Here is a 15,940-nt window from a genome sequence, read left to right as displayed (position 1 = left end):
CCGGTGCCGGTTGCTGCTCCAGATGATGGATCAGTTCGTCCACCAGGTTCTGCCAGTTATCGTCCACCGGAAACCTGGGGTCGTGACCGTGTTGCGGCAGGTGAGCCACTGCGTATTCCGGCGCCAGGGCGGCAAACAACTTGCCGTAGGTGGCCGAAGGGAAACCATTGGCGTGGGCAAAAAACACATGCTGCGACATACCGGATCCATCTACTAAAACAGAGATTGATTGTCACCATGCCCGACGTACACAGCAATGACTGTAACTGCCAGGAATGATGACACTCACGCCACGCCTATCGCGCCGGTGGGGTGTCGCCCAGCGGCACCACGGCCATGGTCAGGCGCGACACGCAGCTGGTTTTGCCATCATCACTGGTCAAGCGGATGTCCCAGACCTGGGTGGTGCGGCCAATGTGGATCGCCTTAGCCACCGCCGTTACACGCCCGCTGCGCACACCGCGCAGGTGGTTGGCGTTGACCTCCAGCCCCACGCAATAGAACTTGCTGGCGTCGATGCACAGGTAGGCCGCCATGGAGCCGACGCTCTCGGCCAACACCACCGACGCGCCGCCGTGCAGCAGGCCGTAGGGCTGGTGGGTGCGATGATCGACCACCATGCTGGCGGTCAGGGAGTCGTCGTCGAAGCTTTCAAAGCGGATATCCAACAGTTCACCGATGGTGTTTTTCTGGGCCGCATTGAGTTGGTCGATATTCGGTTGGGTACGCCAGAGGCTCATGCCGTTATCCTTGTTGGTTTTATGATGACCCTAATCCTGCCACAGAACGGTTTCGGAACGCTCGCTCCATGCCTGGAATTGTGCACCGTAAGTCAATTCGATCACGTTGCGCTTGATCTTCAAGGTCGGGGTCAGGAAGCCGTTCTCCACCGCCCAGTTGTCTTTCACCACCACCAGTTGGCGCAGGCGTTCATGCTTATCCAGCGCCTGGTTGACCTGTGCCAGCCAACGCTCAAGGCTGCTGCGCAGTGCGTGCGGGTCCTCGCTCACCGCCGATAACACGCACAACCCTATCGGCGCGGGCAGCCCATCCCCCACTACGCACACCTGCTCGATACGCGCATGTTCGGCCAAGCGGTTTTCAATCGGCGCCGGCGCCACGTATTTACCTTTGCTGGTCTTGAAGATTTCCTTGAGCCGCCCGGTCAGGCGCAGGCGACCATCGGCATCCTGTTCGCCCTTGTCGCCGGTGCGCAGAAAACCATCGGCGGTAATCGTCTCGGCGGTTTTCTGCGGGTCTTTGTAGTAACCGAGCATAGTCGCACCGCTGCGCACCTGGACTTCGCCTTCGGGGTCGATACGTACTTCCACGCCGGGGCACGGCAGGCCGATCCAGCCGAGGGTCTGCTGGCCGGGGCGGCACACGTGGGAGTAGCCGCAACTTTCGGTCATGCCGTACACCTCCAGCACATCCAGGCCCAGGCGTTGATACCAGCGCAGCAGCGCCTCGGGCACCGGCGCCGCACCCGACAGGGCAATGCGCAACGCGTCCAGGCCCAGGCCGGCGAGCACCTTGTGGCCCACCCGCTTGCCGATGAAAGGCAGGCGCAGCAGGGTGTCCAGGCGCTTCTCGGGGATTTTGGCGTAGACGCCCATCTGGAATTTGGTCCAGATACGCGGCACACCAAACAGGGCGGTCGGACGCGCCCTACGCAGATCGGTCAGAAACGTGTCCAGGCTTTCGGCGAAAAACACCGTTTGCCCGGTGTAGATCGCCGCCATTTCTACAAACATGCGCTCCGCCACATGACACAGCGGCAAGTACGACAGTAGCCGGTCGCCCTCCCCCAACCCGAACAGCTCGGTGCCACGGGTGGCGGCAAACCCCAGCGCGCCGAAGCTGTGCATCACGCCCTTGGGCAGGCCGGTCGTGCCGGAGGTGTAGATGATGGTGGCCAGGTCCGTAGCGGCCAGCAGCGGCTCGTCCTGGATCGGCGAACAGGCTTGCAGGTCAGCCCAGCTGAAATCGAACGTGCCGGTCGGGCACAGCGGCAAGCTGATGGTCGGGACATTGGACGGCACGCCAGGCGCCATCGCGGGCCAGTCGTCGAGTTTGCCGATAAACACCAGCGCCGCCTCGGAATGGGTCAGCACATGGGCAACGGAGTCGGCGGTGAGGTTAGGGTACAGCGGCACTGAGACGTGCCCGGCCATCCAGATGGCCAGGTCGGCGATGATCCAGTGGGCACAGTTTTTCGAGATCAGGGCAATGTGCGAGCCCTGGGGCAACTCGCGGGCCCGTAGCCAGTGCGCGGCGCAACGGGCCTGGTGGCCGACCTCACCCCAGGTGAGGGGCTGCACCTCGCCGCCGCCAGAGGGCTGGACCAGGAAGGTTTGGCGCGGATGACGCGCTTCACGTTCGAAGAAGACCTGCAACGGCAAACGAAAAGCGACGGGCATGGGACGCGCTCCTTTGTGGTCCGACAATAGCCAACCAAGCACTTGCTTGGTTGACTATATAGCACACACAAAGCAGCGATCCAGCCTAAGGGTTTTTTACGCTGACCAGGCTCATCAGCCCCGCCAGCGGGAAATCCCCCTCCAGTTCCGCCAGGCTGGCGGTGTGCATCGGCTGTGGCTGACGCTGATGGCCATGCTGCAAAAAGCTGATCAGGTTGCCCACCAGCGGCTGGTGGCTGACCAGCAGCACGTTGTCATCGGTGTCGAGCTTGTCCAGCACCTGCAGCGGGTTGCCCTCGGGGGTGAGCCACGGCACCGTGCGAACCTCCGGTTCGAACCCCAGCACCTCGCGCACCAGTTGCGCGGTCTGCTGCGCCCGCACATAGGGGCTGGCGATGATCGCGCTGAGGGGCTGGCCCATCAGCTGCGCAGCACTGCGCAATACTTCGGCGCGGCCATGCTCGGTGAGGTTGCGCTCGGCGTCGGTGCGCGCATGCCCTTCGGCCTCACCGTGGCGCAGTATCCACACCTTCATAGCTTCGGCTCTTCGTCACGGACCGGGTGCGGCGCCGGCGGCACGCTGTGGGCAGCTTCGCCCTCCGGCGCGCGCGGGGTCGGCCAGTCGGCGAACGGCCACGGTTTCTGTTCGGAGTGGAAGCTGCCGAAACGGCCGATCTGTGCGAGGAACTGGCTGAGGCTGTCGCCGAAGTTCATCAGCCCCAGGTTCGGTGCGCCATAGATCAATCTGTAAACCAACTGCACCACCACCAGCGCGCCGAGCAGGAACTGCGCCACCTGCCACACCAGGGCAAACACCAGCATCCACAGGATGCGCAGGGCAATGGACTCGTACTTGGGGGCTGCTTTCGGATCGTTCATGACGCGTTCCTCAGTTGAAACCACTGGTGGAAATAAAGTCGACATCGGTTTTCGGCTCGGCGCGCATCAGCAGCTCGATGACTTGGTTCAAGGTGCGCCCTTCAAACAGGATCGCGTGCAACCCGGCGACCAGCGGCATGTACACCCCGACTTCCTGGGCCTTGGCCTTGAGCACCTTGAGGGTGTTGACGCCTTCGGCCACTTCGCCCAGGCGCGTGACCGCGTCTTCCAGGCTCAGGCCCTGGCCGAGGGCAAAGCCGACCTGATAGTTGCGGCTTTTCGGCGAGGAGCAGGTGACGATCAAGTCGCCCACGCCCGCCAGACCCAGGAAGGTCATCGGGTTGGCGCCCTGGTTCACCGCAAAGCGGGTCATCTCCGCCAAGGCGCGGGTGATCAGCATGCTTTTGGTATTTTCGCCCATGCCCAGCGCCACGGCCATGCCGGCAATGATCGCGTAGACGTTTTTCAGCGCACCGCCCAACTCGACGCCAAAGCGGTCGCTGCTGGCGTAGACGCGGAAGGTACGGCCATGCAGCACGGCCTGGACGCGCTCGCACAGCTCTTCGTCTTCACTGGCGACCACCGTGGCGGTCAGCGCGTGCTCGGCGACTTCGCGTGCCAGGTTGGGCCCGGACAGCACGCCAATGCGCGCCTGGGGCGCGATCTCTTCGAGGATTTCGCTCATCAGTTTGAAGGTCTGCGCCTCGATGCCCTTGGTCAGGCTGACCAGCAGCTTGCCCGCCAGGCGTTCGGCGTGGGGCGCCAGCACCGAGCGCAACGCGCTGGACGGCAGCGCGACGAAGCACAGATCACAGGCCGTAAGGGTTTCCAGCAGGTCGGTAACAGGCTCGACTGCCGGATGAATCTTGATGCCTTTGAGGTAACGCGGATTTTCCCGGTGCACCCGAATGGCCTCGGCCTGCTCGGGATCGCGCATCCATTGGCGCACAGCGTGACCGTTCTCGGCCAGCAGGTTAGCCACGGCGGTACCAAAACTTCCGCCTCCCAGGACCGCGATAGGGCGCTGTTCAGTCATATGCAATCCGTTAATCCATACCAGTGGCGATGGCGGCATTATACGGGCCGACCCGCTTGCGGCCAGCCCCCCTAGCAATTCGTGCGTTTGTCGGAAAACGCCACGCTTACATGAAGTAATTGCAAGTCGGGCGACTGGCAAAAGGCCCCACCTCAGTTAACATGGGCGGCTATCCGTAATTATCAAGGCTGCGCCGTGTATTTGGGCCCTCCTCCTCGTTCATCCCTATGGTTGATGTTGTTGTGCAGCGCACCGGTGCTGGCCGACGACCTGTTCCTCGACAGCCAACCGCTGCCGCAAGTGCTGACCGCCACGCGCCTCAAGCAATCGGCCGCCGCCGTGCCCGGCAGCATGACCGTGATCGACAGCGAGCTGATCAAGGCCAGCGGTGCGCGGGACATCAGTGAGTTGCTGCGCCTGGTACCGGGGATGATGGTCGGCTACACCACCGGCAACCAGGCGGCGGTGAACTACCACGGCACCAGTGCCAGCGACGCGCGGCGCATGCAGGTGTTGATCGACGGCCGTTCGGTGTACCGCGCAGGCCTGGCCACTGTGGACTGGAGTGACATTCCGGTGGCCATGGAAGATATCGAGCGCATCGAAGTCTTCCGCGGCCCCAACACCGTCAGCTACGGCGCCAATGCCTTGATGGCGGTGGTGAACATCCTTACGCGCTCACCGGCCAACAGCCACGGTACGCGGGTCAAGGTGGTGCGTGGCGAGCGCGGCATCAATGACTTCTATGCCAGCCAGGGCGTGGGCTGGGAAACCGGCGACTTGCGCCTGTCCCTCTCCGGGCAACAGGACGACGGCTTCGACAGCGATGCCGCGGGCGCCGACCGCCGTGACGGCCGCCGCCTCAACCGCTTCAGCCTGGCGGTCAGCCAGATGCTGAACACCCAACAAAGCCTCGACTGGCAACTGGATGCGAAGGAAGGCACCAACCAGCGTCCTTATACCTACAGTCCGGTATTTGCCGGAATTACCGAAGGCGGCAACAATTCCGACGTCACGGCCAAGGACTACGCCGGCTCCCTGCGTTGGAATGTCGACTTCAACCCTGACCACAGCCTGTATATCCAGGGCTCGGCCCAGCAATGGGACCGCCGGCAAATCTGGAAGGCCTGTGATGCCAAGGTCTCGTTCAGCCCTGAGCTGACCCAGTTGTGGCAGTTGAACCCCAACTACGCCGAGCTGCTCGCCCGGCATATGGACACCTACAGCCAGGGCAGCGCGCCACCGGGCAGCGCCGCCGAGCAGGCCCTGGCCAACCAGGTATTGAACCAATGGCGCAACGGCGCCAACCAGAGCGTGTGCGGTGACATCGACCAGAGCACCCGCGAAAGCCGCTACGACCTGGAGATTCAAGACACCCTCAGCCTGTCCGACAGCCTGCGTCTGGTCAGCGGCATGAACTACCGCTATGACCGCGCCGACTCCGACACCTATTTCAATGGCACCCTGGACGACACCACCTGGCGTTTGTTCGGCCAGATGGAATGGCGCGCCAGCGAACACTGGCTGCTGCAAGGCGGCGCGATGTATGAGGACACCCACCTGAGCGGCAACTCGCTGACACCGCGAGTGGCGGTCAACTACCTGATCAACCCGCGCCACGGCCTGCGCGCGGTGTATTCCGAGGCCATCCGCTCGCCGGACATGTTTGAGAACAACGTCAACTGGAGCTACCGCGTCACCAACCTCAGCTCACCCGCCTATGGGCAGACCACCGGGCAATACTTCGTAAAGACCCGTGGCCCGGGCAACCTCGATAAAGAGCTGATGAAGTCACGGGAACTGGGGTACAACGGTTTCTTTGCCGACATCGGGCTGAACATGGACGTGAAACTGTTCTACGACGAAATCACCGACATGATCAGTTCGCCGCTGCGCAATAACCAGTACATCGCCAGCAACGCCAACAGCTCGCGGTTTACCGGCGCCGAATCGCAGTTCGACTGGCGCGTCAGCAATGCCGACCGCCTGCGGCTCACCTATGCTTACGTCGACGCCACTACCAGCAACCCTTTGGACAAAGCGCAAACCGCACGTAACAGTGGCTCCGCCGGCTGGTTGCGCGAATGGGGCCAGGGCTGGTCCAGTGCGCTGTTCTACTACGGCGATGACGCGCTCAACCAATATCGCTTCGAACGGGTCGACCTGCGGGTGGCCAAGCGCATTGCCCTGGGCAAAGCCAACGTGGAGCTGGCCGGCATGTTGCAACAACGCCTCGATAACCAGCCCACTACGTGGGCCGATAACAATTATGACCATCGCCATGTGCTCTACTTCAGCGCGGAGTTAGAGTTCTGACATGGGCGACTCGTCACGGATGACCTGCTTATTTATCACTTCGCTCTGGCGCCGCGCTGTGCTGCTGGCCTGCCTGCTATGGGCCGCGCCGGCCTGGAGCGCCGACATCCTGCTGACCGCCGCCGAAGACGGCGCAGGCGTGCAGGCTTTTGCCCAGGCCCTGGCCCAGCAACGCCCCGAAGACCACGTCACCTTCACGCCCCTCAACGACTTGCCGGCGCCCAGCCGCCTGCCTGCGAGCACGCGCTTGATCCTGCTGGACCTGCCCGGCCTCGACTGGCGCCTGCAAGACACCCAAGGGCCGCCGACCCTGGTACTGCGCATCAGTCGGCTGCAGGCGCACCAACGCCTGGGCACAACGCAGCACCCACGCATCAGCTTATTGTGGAGCGACCCTGCGCAGGAGCGCCAACTGCGGCTGATCGCCGCCATCCTGCCCCAAGCGCGGCGCATCGGCGTGCTCTACAGTGCCGACAGTGAATTCCTCCTGCCCGAACTGCGCCAGCACGCCAAGCCCCTCGGCCTGGAGATCGTGCCGCAGCGCTGGGACAACACCAGCGACAGCCGGCCACTGCAAACCTTGTTCAGGAACAGTGACGTGCTGCTCGGCCTCGATGACCCGCAGCTGTACAACCCGAAAACCGCGAAGAACCTGCTGCTGAGCAGCTACGCCCAGCAATTACCGCTGGTGGGGCCGAATGCCGGATTTGTACGCGCAGGCAGCCTGGCCAGCACCTACAGCGACCAGACCGACTGGCTGGCGGTACTCGACCGCCTGCTGGACCTTGCGCCGACGAACTGGCCGCACTCGCTGTACCCGGAACATTTCAAAGTCGTGGGCAACCCGCAGGTTGCGCGCTCATTGGGGATCGAACAGGTAGACGAAGCCAACGTCGCCCTGCGATTGGCCGAAGGAGAAAAACGCCCATGACCTTGCGTCGTCGTTGGGACATCAACACCCGCACCCAGCTCATCACCCTGGGACCGGCGCTGTTGCTGACGTTGCTGTTGATCAGCTTCTTCACCTTCGTGCGTATCCAGGACCTGCGCCAGGAACTGGACCACACCGGCCAACTGATCGCCAACCAACTGGCGCCCGCCACCGAGTACGGGGTGATATCCGGCAACAACGATGTGCTCGACAGCCTGTTGCGCGCCACATTGGCCACGCCCCATGTGCGCTTCCTGGAGATCCAGGACAGCAGCGAAAACATCCTGGTGTATGTCGAACAACCGTCGGAAAAGCACGACCGCTCGCTGTCGGTAAAAGTCTTCCAGGCACCGATCCGCCTGCAACACATCCAGTTGGGCAATGACTTTTTCCAGGACAACCTCAACGAATCCAAGGCACCGCGTGCGGACTACCTGGGCCGGGTGATCGTCGGCATGTCCAACGATGCGTTCAGCCAGCGTCAGCAGGAGATCCTGTTCAAGGCCGGCATCCTGGCGCTGTTCGCCCTGTTGTTCACCTTCCTGCTCGCCCGGCGCCTGGCCGCCAGCCTGTCACAGCCGATCAGTGCCATGGGCAACGCGGTCAAGGCCATCCAGCAGGGCGACTACAAGACGCCACTGCCCATCGTGGATGACTCGGAGCTGGGCGACCTGTCGCGGCATATCAACAACCTCGCCGAAGGCCTCAACCAGGCCAGTCGCGAGCAGCAACAGGCCATGGCCCAGTTGATCCAGACCCGCGAAGAGGCCGAGCGCGCCAACAACGCCAAGTCGGATTTCCTGGCGATGATGAGTCATGAGCTGCGCACGCCCATGAACGGCGTGCTCGGCATGTTGCAGTTAATGGAAACCACCGAGATGACCGAGGAGCAGAGCGAATACGCGGCGCTCGCCTCCGAATCCACCGAACACTTGCTCAAGGTCATCAACGACATCCTCGACTTCTCGCGTATCGAGCGCGCCGCGCTGGAACTGGAGCATATTCCGTTCAACCTGGCAGACCTGATCAACAGCTGCGCCCAGGCGTTCCAGCACAGCGCCCAGCAGCGTGGGCTGGCGCTGCAGCTGTCGATTCCGCAAGGAATGGACGCCTTGCGGGTGCAGGGTGACCCGACGCGGATCCGCCAGATCCTGGTGAACCTGATCGGCAATGCATTGAAGTTCACCGAGAACGGCAGCGTCAGCGTCGAGCCGCACTGGCAAACCCTCGACCATGACCTGGTGTGGTTCACCTGCACCGTGCGTGACAGCGGCATCGGGATTTCCGCCGACCGCCTGGAATTGATGTTCGATGCGTTCCAGCAGGCCGACAGTTCCATTTCAAGACGTTACGGCGGCACCGGGCTGGGCCTGCCCATCGCCCGTACCCTGGCTGAACGCATGGGCGGCACGCTGCGCGCCCAAAGCGAGGAAAGCCGCGGCTCGGTGTTCACCCTGGAAATCCCCCTGGCCATCGACCAGCACAGCGTCCCCGCCGTCGCTGCCGATACCGACGGCAAAGCCAGCGCCGGCAATGGCCGCCATGTGCTGCTGGTGGAAGACAACCCCGTCAACCGTACGGTGGTCGAAGCCATGCTACGCAGCCTGGGCTTTGAAGTGAGCCTGGCCACCGACGGTGCCGAGGCGATCCGCAGCGCCGAGAGCCTGATTTTCACGGCGATCCTGATGGATTGCCGGCTGCCGTTGATCGATGGTTACGAGGCCACCCGACAGATTCGTCAGCTGCCGGGTTGCGCCGACCTGCCCATCATCGCCCTGACGGCCAACGCCTTGCAGGGTGACCGTGAAGCCTGTCTGGCGGCGGGAATGAACGATTACCTGGCCAAGCCGTTCAAACGCACGGATTTGCAGCAAATCCTACAGCGCTGGGTGCAATAGCGCCGCGCCATCAGCCAACTCCGACTGGCGTGAAAGACGAAAGTGCGGCAGTCTTAGGCACCCGAACGGGCCCATAAACAGGCCCGGTTTAAAATTTCAGTGAACAAGTGTACATTCAGTACCTTGCCGCTGTGACTTTCACTACAACGCAATAGTCTATGTGTAGGCTGCCGACATGAGGCATGAACGCTTCATTCGGTTCGGGAAGATTTGCCCTACCCTGCCGCATGGGATTATTGAGGAGCTCGCATGACCAAACAAAACGCCTTTACTCGGGAAGACCTGCTGCGCTGCAGTCGCGGTGAGCTGTTCGGCCCAGGTAACGCGCAACTGCCCGCCCCCAACATGCTGATGGTGGATCGCATCACCCATATCAGTGAAGAGGGTGGCAAGTACGGCAAAGGTGAATTGGTCGCCGAGCTGGATATCACCCCGGACCTGTGGTTCTTCGCTTGCCATTTCGAAGGCGACCCTGTGATGCCAGGCTGCCTGGGCCTTGACGCCATGTGGCAGCTGGTCGGTTTCTTCCTAGGCTGGCAAGGCCTGCCGGGCCGCGGCCGCGCCCTGGGTTCGGGCGAAGTGAAGTTCTTTGGCCAGGTCCTGCCGACCGCCAAGAAAGTCACCTATAACATTCAAATCAAGCGCGTCCTCAAGGGCAAGCTGAACCTGGCCATCGCCGATGGTTCGGTGAGCGTCGACGGTCGCGAGATCTATACTGCCGAAGGCCTTCGGGTCGGCGTATTCACTTCCACTGACAACTTTTAAGGGTTATCCGCATGCGCCGCGTCGTTATCACTGGTCTGGGCATCGTTTCTTGCCTGGGCAATGACAAAGAGACCGTCACCGCTAACCTGCGTGCAAGTCGCCCTGGCATCCGCTTCAACCCGGAATATGCCGAAATGGGTCTGCGTAGCCAGGTTTCCGGCTCCATCGACCTGCCCCTCGAAGAGCTGATCGATCGCAAGATCTATCGCTTCGTCGGCCACGCTGCCGCCTACGCCTACCTGGCGATGAAAGACGCAATCGCCGACTCCGGCCTGAGCGAAGACCAGGTATCGAACGTACGCACCGGCCTCATCGCCGGTTCCGGCGGCGCATCCACCCTGAACCAGATGGAAGCGCTGGACATCCTGCGCGAAAAAGGCGTGAAGCGCGTTGGCCCGTACCGTGTAACGCGGACCATGGGCAGCACCGTTTCCGCCTGCCTGGCCACGCCGTTTGCAATCAAGGGCGTGAACTACTCGATCTCCTCCGCGTGCGCCACCAGTGCTCACTGCATCGGGACTGCCGTTGAGCAGATCCAGCTGGGCAAGCAGGACATCGTGTTCGCCGGCGGCGGTGAAGAAGAGCATTGGAGCCAGTCGTTCCTGTTCGACGCCATGGGCGCACTGTCTACCCAATACAACGAAATCCCGGAAAAAGCCTCCCGCGCCTACGACGCCAAGCGTGACGGTTTCGTCATCGCCGGCGGTGGCGGCATGGTGGTCGTCGAGGAGCTGGAACACGCTCTGGCCCGTGGTGCCAAGATCTACGCGGAAATCGTCGGCTACGGCGCGACCTCCGATGGCTACGACATGGTTGCCCCAAGCGGTGAAGGCGCCATCCGTTGCATGCAGATGGCCATGTCCACCGTGGACACCCCAATCGACTACCTGAACACCCACGGCACCTCGACTCCGGTCGGCGATGCCAAGGAAATGGAAGGCGTGCGTGCGGTGTTCGGCGACAAGGCTCCGGCCATCAGCTCCACCAAGAGCCTGTCCGGTCACTCCCTGGGCGCCGCTGGCGTTCACGAAGCGATCTACTGCCTGCTGATGATGGAAGGCAACTTCATGGCCGGTTCGGCCAACATCGACGAGATTGATCCGGTTGTGGCTGATATGCCGATCCTGACCAAAACCGTTGAAAACGCAAAAATCGACACCGTGATGAGCAACAGCTTCGGCTTTGGTGGCACTAACGCTACCTTGGTGCTGAAACGCTGGCAGGGTAAATAAACCCCGCAGGTTGATCACATGAAAAGCCCCGACTGGTTCGGGGCTTTTTTATGCGTGTTGATGTCGGTGAGTTTCTGTTCGTTCTGCGCCAACGCCTGGGGGCACGATGGACCTACAGGCGCAAGGTTAATGCGCTTTTGCGCAAGACCAAAACGCGATATCAACGTGCCGCACCCTCGCGCGCCGCTTTAGGCAGGATGGCCAAGAAGTTGTCCCGCGCGACTTTTTGCGCAACGTCCTCGGGCAAGGCATCCAGAAAAGGGTCAAAGCGGCGCATTTCCTTACCCAGCTTGTTGAAGCGCCCTACTACGTCAGAGCCCAGCATGAAGCGCTCTGGAAAGCGCTCTACCAGCTTTACCCACTCCGGGCGCGGCTGACCCCCATCATCCAGCAAGTACGGCGTGAGCATGCTCCAGGACAGGTCGATATACAGGTTCGGATAGGCCTCCAGCATGCGGCTCAAGGTGGGCAACAAAAAGTCCATCCGCACCTGATGGCGGTGGATCTCCTTGCTGGTGCCGGCATGCGCCCAAATGAAGCGGGTGTGGGGATGGTTGCGCAGCGGCTCCTCCACTTCCGCCAGGTACAGCGGGTTGCGCTCGCGCTTGGAGGTGATGTTGGAGTGCAGCATCACCGGCAGGTCGTTCTCCGCCGCCAAGTGATAGATGCGGGTCATGGCTTCGTTATTGGCGCGTGGGGTGTCGCCCGCAGTGATAGCCGTCAGGTCATCATGGCGCGTGAAAACTTCGCCGATGCCCTGCCACAGCCCAGGGTTGAGGTCGAGCATGCGCTGGATATGGGCATCGGAGTTCTTGTCGTTGGGGTTAAAGCCCGACAGAAACGGGTGAAAACGCTGGCGCTGCTCAGGGGTCAGTTTGTTGACCGCTGCGGCCACGATCACATCGGTTGCGCTGTACCAGTAGGCATCGGCGTCGTCACCGGCGTAATAGCGTGGGCGCTTGGGTTCGTCTTCGTGCCATTTCTTCGCCACTGGAATGCCGGAAATCATCACGTGCTCGATGCGGTTGTCGGCCATGGCCTTGAGCAGCTTGTCCATGCCCGCCGTTTCCTGGAAGAAATCCACGTAATGCAGGTGCGCGTCGCTGTAGGCATAGTCGCGGGCCTGCGCGGCAAGGCTGCCGGCGGCGAGCAACAGGGCAAGAGTCAGGCGAGTCCAGGGCACGGTAAAACCTCGATAAGGGCTGATACGGGTAGACCTTGCGCGGCGTGCCGCGGTTCATCCCCCAAAAAACGTGGAACACTGAAGTGCCAGCATGCTCTATAACTGCATGACCTTCATCCTGCCCCCCTGTGAGGTTTGCCATGCCTGTTACCGTGAACACCCTGAACCAGGACAACTTTCGCCACAGCGTCAACATCAACAACCATGAGTTGTTTACCGACCTGCCCAAAAGCCTGGGCGGTGACGATTCGGCGCCCTCCCCCCATGACTACTTCGATGCCGCCCTGGCGTCGTGCAAGGCCCTGACCCTCAAGCTCTACGCCCAGAAGAAAGATATCCCGCTCACCGGTGTCACCGTGGAGGTCACCCACGACGCCGCCGAGGAGCAGAAGGGCAAATACAAACTCAACGTCAAGCTGACCCTTAAAGGTGTGCTCACCGATGAGCAACGCGATGAGCTGCACCGCGTGGCCGACCGCTGCCCCGTGCACAAGCTGATGACCACTGCCGAAATCAGCATCGACACTCAACTGTCGGAAGGCGCCTTCAGTCAATAGCGGCAACCTCCCGTCGAGCGGGTTATGCTCAGCACTCTCCAACCCGCTCAGACTGGGACGCACCATGAACACCCTCACCGTGATTCGCCCTCGCGCCGAAGACGTCGAAGGCCAACCGATCCTGCGCCCGCTGCCATCACGGGAATGCCGCAGCGTCGGGCCTTTTGTGTTTTTCGACCATATGCTGCTCACCCGCTATGCACCGGGCGATGGCATGAATATCCGCCAACATCCGCATATCGGGCTGTCCACGCTGACGTACCTGTTCGAAGGGGTATTGCAGCACAAGGACAGCTTGGGCTCGGACCAGGTGGTGCAGGCGGGCGACGTCAGCTGGATGACCGCCGGCAGCGCGATTGCCCACGTCGAGCGTACACCCGAGGCGATCAGGACCCATGGTTTCAGCCTGCATGGGCTGCAAGTGTGGCTGGCCTCACCCAAGGACCACGAGACCGGGCCAGGCCACTACAGTCATCACCCGGCCGCGAGCCTGCCGGTGAGCGACAACCTGGGCGTGCAGATCCGCCTGATCGCGGGCGACGGTTTTTGCCTCAAATCGCCGGTGCCGGTGCTCTCGCCCACCTTGTATGCCGAGGTGCAAATGCAAACGGCCACCACGCTGCTGATCCCGGATGAGCATGAGGAACGTGCGGTGTATGTGCTGGAGGGCGAGGCTCAGTTGGACGGTGAGGCGCTAGAGGTGCACAGCCTGGTGGTGTTGCCGGCCGAACGGGAGATGACGTTGTCTGCCGATACCGATTGTCACCTGGTCTTGATTGGTGGCGCGGCGCTGGATGGGCCACGGCGGATCAATTGGAATTTTGTCGCGAGTGATCCGGCGGTGATCGAGCAGGCCAGGCAGCGCTGGGCGGCTGGGGATTGGCCGACGGTGCCGGGTGAATCTGAAAGAATTGAGTTGCCTGTGAGATAGCTATCGCAGGCAAGCCAGCTCCCACTTTCGACTGTGTTCACAAATCAAACTGTAGGAGCTGGCTTGCCTGCGATGAGGCCCGAACAAGCGCTAGAGATTTAGCCCTTGAACACTTCATCCAACAAGTTATGCATCGACCGGAAGGCCCGCTCAGCAGTCTTCGCGTCGTACATCATCTTGCCCGGCACATTCGCATCCGGGTCGGTGAAGGAGTGCACCGCGCCGCCGTAGCTCAGCAATTGCCAATCCACACCGGCCGCGTTCATTTCATCTTCAAACGCCGGCAGTTGCTCTTTCGGCACCAAGGGGTCCGAGGCACCGTGCAGCACCAGCACTGAGCCCTTGATGTTCTTCGCATCCGCCGGGTTAGGCGTGTCGAGGGTACCGTGGAACGAGATGGCCGCCTTGAGCGGTGCACCGGTACGCGCCAGCTCCAGGGAGCAGCAACCGCCGAAGCAGAAACCAAAAGTCGCCAGCTTGGACGTATCAACCGCTGCCTCAGTCTGGCCCTGCAGTTGCTCAAAGGCCGCCTGCATGCGCTTGTTCAGCAACGCGCGATCATCCTTCAACGGCATCATCGCCGCACCGGCTTCATCGCCGTTCGACGGACGCACAGTCTGCCCGTACAGGTCGGCGATCAACACCACATAGCCGTTGCTCGCCACGCGCTTGGCGATCTCTTCGGCACCCGCACTCACCCCCATCCAATTCGGCGCCATCAACAGGCCCGGCAGCGGACCCTTGTGGCTGGCATCGAACGCCAGGCGGCTTTCATAGGACTGGCCATCAATCTGATAGACCACGGAACGCACAGTGACTTGGCTCATCATTTTCTCCAGTTGAGGTGCAGTAGAACGAAAAAACCCGCCGAAGCGGGTTTTTCTACAACGCTGTTAGACCGACAGTTCAACCAACAGCTTGTTCAGTCGGCGCACATACGCGGCCGGATCTTTGAGGCTGTCACCAGCGGCCAGGGCCGCCTGGTCGAAGAGGATGTGCGACAGGTCGCCAAAACGCTCTTCGCTCTGCTCACCGTCGAGTTTCTCGATCAGCGGGTGAGCCGGGTTGAATTCGAAGATCGGCTTGGAATCCGGCACCTTCTGACCGCTGGCTTCAAGGATCTGGCGCATCTGCATACCCAGGTCCTGCTCGCCGATGGCCAAAATCGCCGGGGAATCGGTCAGGCGGTGGGAGACCCGCACTTCGCTGACGGCATCGCCCAGGGAAGCCTTGATCCGCTCGACCAGGCCTTCTTTGGACTTGGCGACTTCTTCGGCTTCTTTCTTCTCTTCTTCGGAGTCCAGGTTGCCCAGGTCCAGGTCACCACGGGCCACGTCGACGAAGGACTTGCCGTCGAATTCGTTGAGATAGCTCATCAGCCACTCATCGATACGGTCGGTCAGCAGCAGCACTTCGATGCCTTTCTTGCGGAAGACTTCCAGGTGCGGGCTGTTCTTGACCTGTGCGTAGGTTTCGCCGGTGAGGTAGTAGATCTTGTCCTGACCTTCCTTGGCGCGCGCCAGGTACTCGGCCAGGGACACCACCTGCTCGCCATCGTCACCCTGGGTGGAGGCAAACCGCAGCAGGCCGGCGATTTTTTCCTTGTTGGCAAAATCTTCCGCCGGGCCTTCTTTCATGACCTGGCCGAAGTTTTTCCAGAAGCCCTTGTATTGCTCAGGCTCGTTCTTCGCCAGTTTTTCCAGCATGTCGAGCACGCGCTTGGTCAGCGCCGACTTCATGGAGTCGATGATCGGGTCTTTCTGCAGGATTTCCCGCGACACGTTCAGCGACA

General features: G+C 61.7%; 14 protein-coding genes and 2 pseudogenes. 7 read left to right on the top strand and 9 right to left on the bottom strand.

Annotated features, from left to right (window positions below; genetic code table 11):
- The 6 genes and pseudogenes from AC3ZU9_RS30020 to AC3ZU9_RS29995 form a co-directional block, all read right to left on the bottom strand.
- A pseudogene (locus AC3ZU9_RS30020) lies at positions 1-199 on the bottom strand (alpha/beta fold hydrolase); the annotation flags it as partial.
- Between the two features lie 97 nt (positions 200-296).
- Positions 297-740 carry a hotdog fold thioesterase gene (locus AC3ZU9_RS30015; RefSeq protein ID WP_490091723.1) on the bottom strand — a complete coding sequence of 148 codons (444 nt, stop codon included), beginning with the start codon at positions 738-740 and terminating at the stop codon, positions 297-299.
- 30 nt (positions 741-770) lie between these two features.
- A complete protein-coding gene (locus tag AC3ZU9_RS30010) occupies positions 771-2,420 on the bottom strand; it encodes an AMP-binding protein (RefSeq protein ID WP_093546162.1) in 1,650 nt (549 codons plus the stop codon).
- An 85-nt stretch (positions 2,421-2,505) separates the two neighbouring features.
- Positions 2,506-2,955 carry a phosphohistidine phosphatase SixA gene (gene sixA / locus AC3ZU9_RS30005; RefSeq protein WP_046033841.1) on the bottom strand — a complete coding sequence of 150 codons (450 nt, stop codon included), beginning with the start codon at positions 2,953-2,955 and terminating at the stop codon, positions 2,506-2,508.
- A complete protein-coding gene (locus tag AC3ZU9_RS30000) occupies positions 2,952-3,299 on the bottom strand; it encodes a DUF4389 domain-containing protein (protein WP_012723108.1) in 348 nt (115 codons plus the stop codon). Before AC3ZU9_RS30000 ends, sixA begins: the two co-directional genes overlap by 4 nt.
- A gap of 10 nt (positions 3,300-3,309) precedes the next feature.
- Positions 3,310-4,335, bottom strand: coding sequence for an NAD(P)H-dependent glycerol-3-phosphate dehydrogenase (locus AC3ZU9_RS29995; protein ID WP_012723107.1), 1,026 nt, complete (start codon positions 4,333-4,335; stop codon positions 3,310-3,312).
- Between the two features lie 195 nt (positions 4,336-4,530).
- Here AC3ZU9_RS29995 and AC3ZU9_RS29990 point away from each other — a divergent pair, with 195 nt between their 5' ends.
- The 5 genes from AC3ZU9_RS29990 to fabB all read left to right on the top strand — a co-directional run bounded on the left by AC3ZU9_RS29990 (position 4,531) and on the right by fabB (position 11,477).
- Entirely contained in the window at positions 4,531-6,651 is a 2,121-nt protein-coding gene (locus AC3ZU9_RS29990; RefSeq protein ID WP_012723106.1) for a TonB-dependent receptor plug domain-containing protein, read from the top strand.
- 1 nt (position 6,652) lies between these two features.
- Entirely contained in the window at positions 6,653-7,582 is a 930-nt protein-coding gene (locus AC3ZU9_RS29985; RefSeq protein ID WP_043205034.1) for an ABC transporter substrate-binding protein, read from the top strand.
- Positions 7,579-9,480, top strand: coding sequence for an ATP-binding protein (locus AC3ZU9_RS29980; protein WP_012723104.1), 1,902 nt, complete (start codon positions 7,579-7,581; stop codon positions 9,478-9,480). The genes AC3ZU9_RS29985 and AC3ZU9_RS29980 overlap by 4 nt, the downstream gene beginning before the upstream one ends.
- A 249-nt stretch (positions 9,481-9,729) precedes the next feature.
- A complete protein-coding gene (fabA, locus tag AC3ZU9_RS29975; protein WP_010211704.1) occupies positions 9,730-10,245 on the top strand; it encodes a 3-hydroxyacyl-[acyl-carrier-protein] dehydratase FabA in 516 nt (171 codons plus the stop codon).
- 11 nt (positions 10,246-10,256) lie between these two features.
- A complete protein-coding gene (fabB, locus tag AC3ZU9_RS29970) occupies positions 10,257-11,477 on the top strand; it encodes a beta-ketoacyl-ACP synthase I (RefSeq protein ID WP_122809761.1) in 1,221 nt (406 codons plus the stop codon).
- Positions 11,478-11,637: 160 nt separating this feature from the next.
- On the opposite strand, the gene AC3ZU9_RS29965 is transcribed toward fabB, so the two are convergent.
- Positions 11,638-12,660: an amidohydrolase family protein gene (locus AC3ZU9_RS29965; RefSeq protein ID WP_102061069.1), complete on the bottom strand. Its 1,023-nt coding sequence runs from the start codon at positions 12,658-12,660 to the stop codon at positions 11,638-11,640.
- A gap of 140 nt (positions 12,661-12,800) precedes the next feature.
- Between AC3ZU9_RS29965 and AC3ZU9_RS29960 the strand changes: the two genes are divergently transcribed.
- Positions 12,801-13,217, top strand: coding sequence for an OsmC family protein (locus tag AC3ZU9_RS29960; RefSeq protein WP_012723101.1), 417 nt, complete (start codon positions 12,801-12,803; stop codon positions 13,215-13,217).
- Between the two features lie 64 nt (positions 13,218-13,281).
- The gene (locus AC3ZU9_RS29955) at positions 13,282-14,148 is read left to right on the top strand and encodes a pirin family protein (protein WP_490091722.1); all 867 of its coding nucleotides are present in this window, start codon (positions 13,282-13,284) and stop codon (positions 14,146-14,148) included.
- A gap of 98 nt (positions 14,149-14,246) precedes the next feature.
- Here the strand turns inward: AC3ZU9_RS29955 and AC3ZU9_RS29950 are convergent, their stop codons facing one another.
- Together AC3ZU9_RS29950 and AC3ZU9_RS29945 are read right to left on the bottom strand one after the other, a co-directional pair.
- Positions 14,247-14,975 (bottom strand): dienelactone hydrolase family protein, encoded by a 729-nt coding sequence (locus AC3ZU9_RS29950; protein ID WP_046033844.1) that lies wholly within the window; start codon positions 14,973-14,975, stop codon positions 14,247-14,249.
- Between the two features lie 66 nt (positions 14,976-15,041).
- A pseudogene (locus AC3ZU9_RS29945) lies at positions 15,042-15,940 on the bottom strand (molecular chaperone HtpG); the annotation flags it as partial.

The sequence above is a fragment of the Pseudomonas sp. A39 genome, from assembly GCF_058145955.1.
This window is presented reverse-complemented; position numbering and strand designations above follow the sequence as displayed.

Coding starts and splice junctions, on each gene's coding strand:
- AC3ZU9_RS30015 (WP_490091723.1), bottom strand. CDS start 740: ATGAGCCTCTGGCGTACCCAACCGAATATCGACCAACTCAATGCGGCC.
- AC3ZU9_RS30010 (WP_093546162.1), bottom strand. CDS start 2,420: ATGCCCGTCGCTTTTCGTTTGCCGTTGCAGGTCTTCTTCGAACGTGAA.
- sixA (WP_046033841.1), bottom strand. CDS start 2,955: ATGAAGGTGTGGATACTGCGCCACGGTGAGGCCGAAGGGCATGCGCGC.
- AC3ZU9_RS30000 (WP_012723108.1), bottom strand. CDS start 3,299: ATGAACGATCCGAAAGCAGCCCCCAAGTACGAGTCCATTGCCCTGCGC.
- AC3ZU9_RS29995 (WP_012723107.1), bottom strand. CDS start 4,335: ATGACTGAACAGCGCCCTATCGCGGTCCTGGGAGGCGGAAGTTTTGGT.
- AC3ZU9_RS29985 (WP_043205034.1), top strand. CDS start 6,653: ATGGGCGACTCGTCACGGATGACCTGCTTATTTATCACTTCGCTCTGG.
- AC3ZU9_RS29980 (WP_012723104.1), top strand. CDS start 7,579: ATGACCTTGCGTCGTCGTTGGGACATCAACACCCGCACCCAGCTCATC.
- fabA (WP_010211704.1), top strand. CDS start 9,730: ATGACCAAACAAAACGCCTTTACTCGGGAAGACCTGCTGCGCTGCAGT.
- fabB (WP_122809761.1), top strand. CDS start 10,257: ATGCGCCGCGTCGTTATCACTGGTCTGGGCATCGTTTCTTGCCTGGGC.
- AC3ZU9_RS29960 (WP_012723101.1), top strand. CDS start 12,801: ATGCCTGTTACCGTGAACACCCTGAACCAGGACAACTTTCGCCACAGC.
- AC3ZU9_RS29955 (WP_490091722.1), top strand. CDS start 13,282: ATGAACACCCTCACCGTGATTCGCCCTCGCGCCGAAGACGTCGAAGGC.
- AC3ZU9_RS29950 (WP_046033844.1), bottom strand. CDS start 14,975: ATGAGCCAAGTCACTGTGCGTTCCGTGGTCTATCAGATTGATGGCCAG.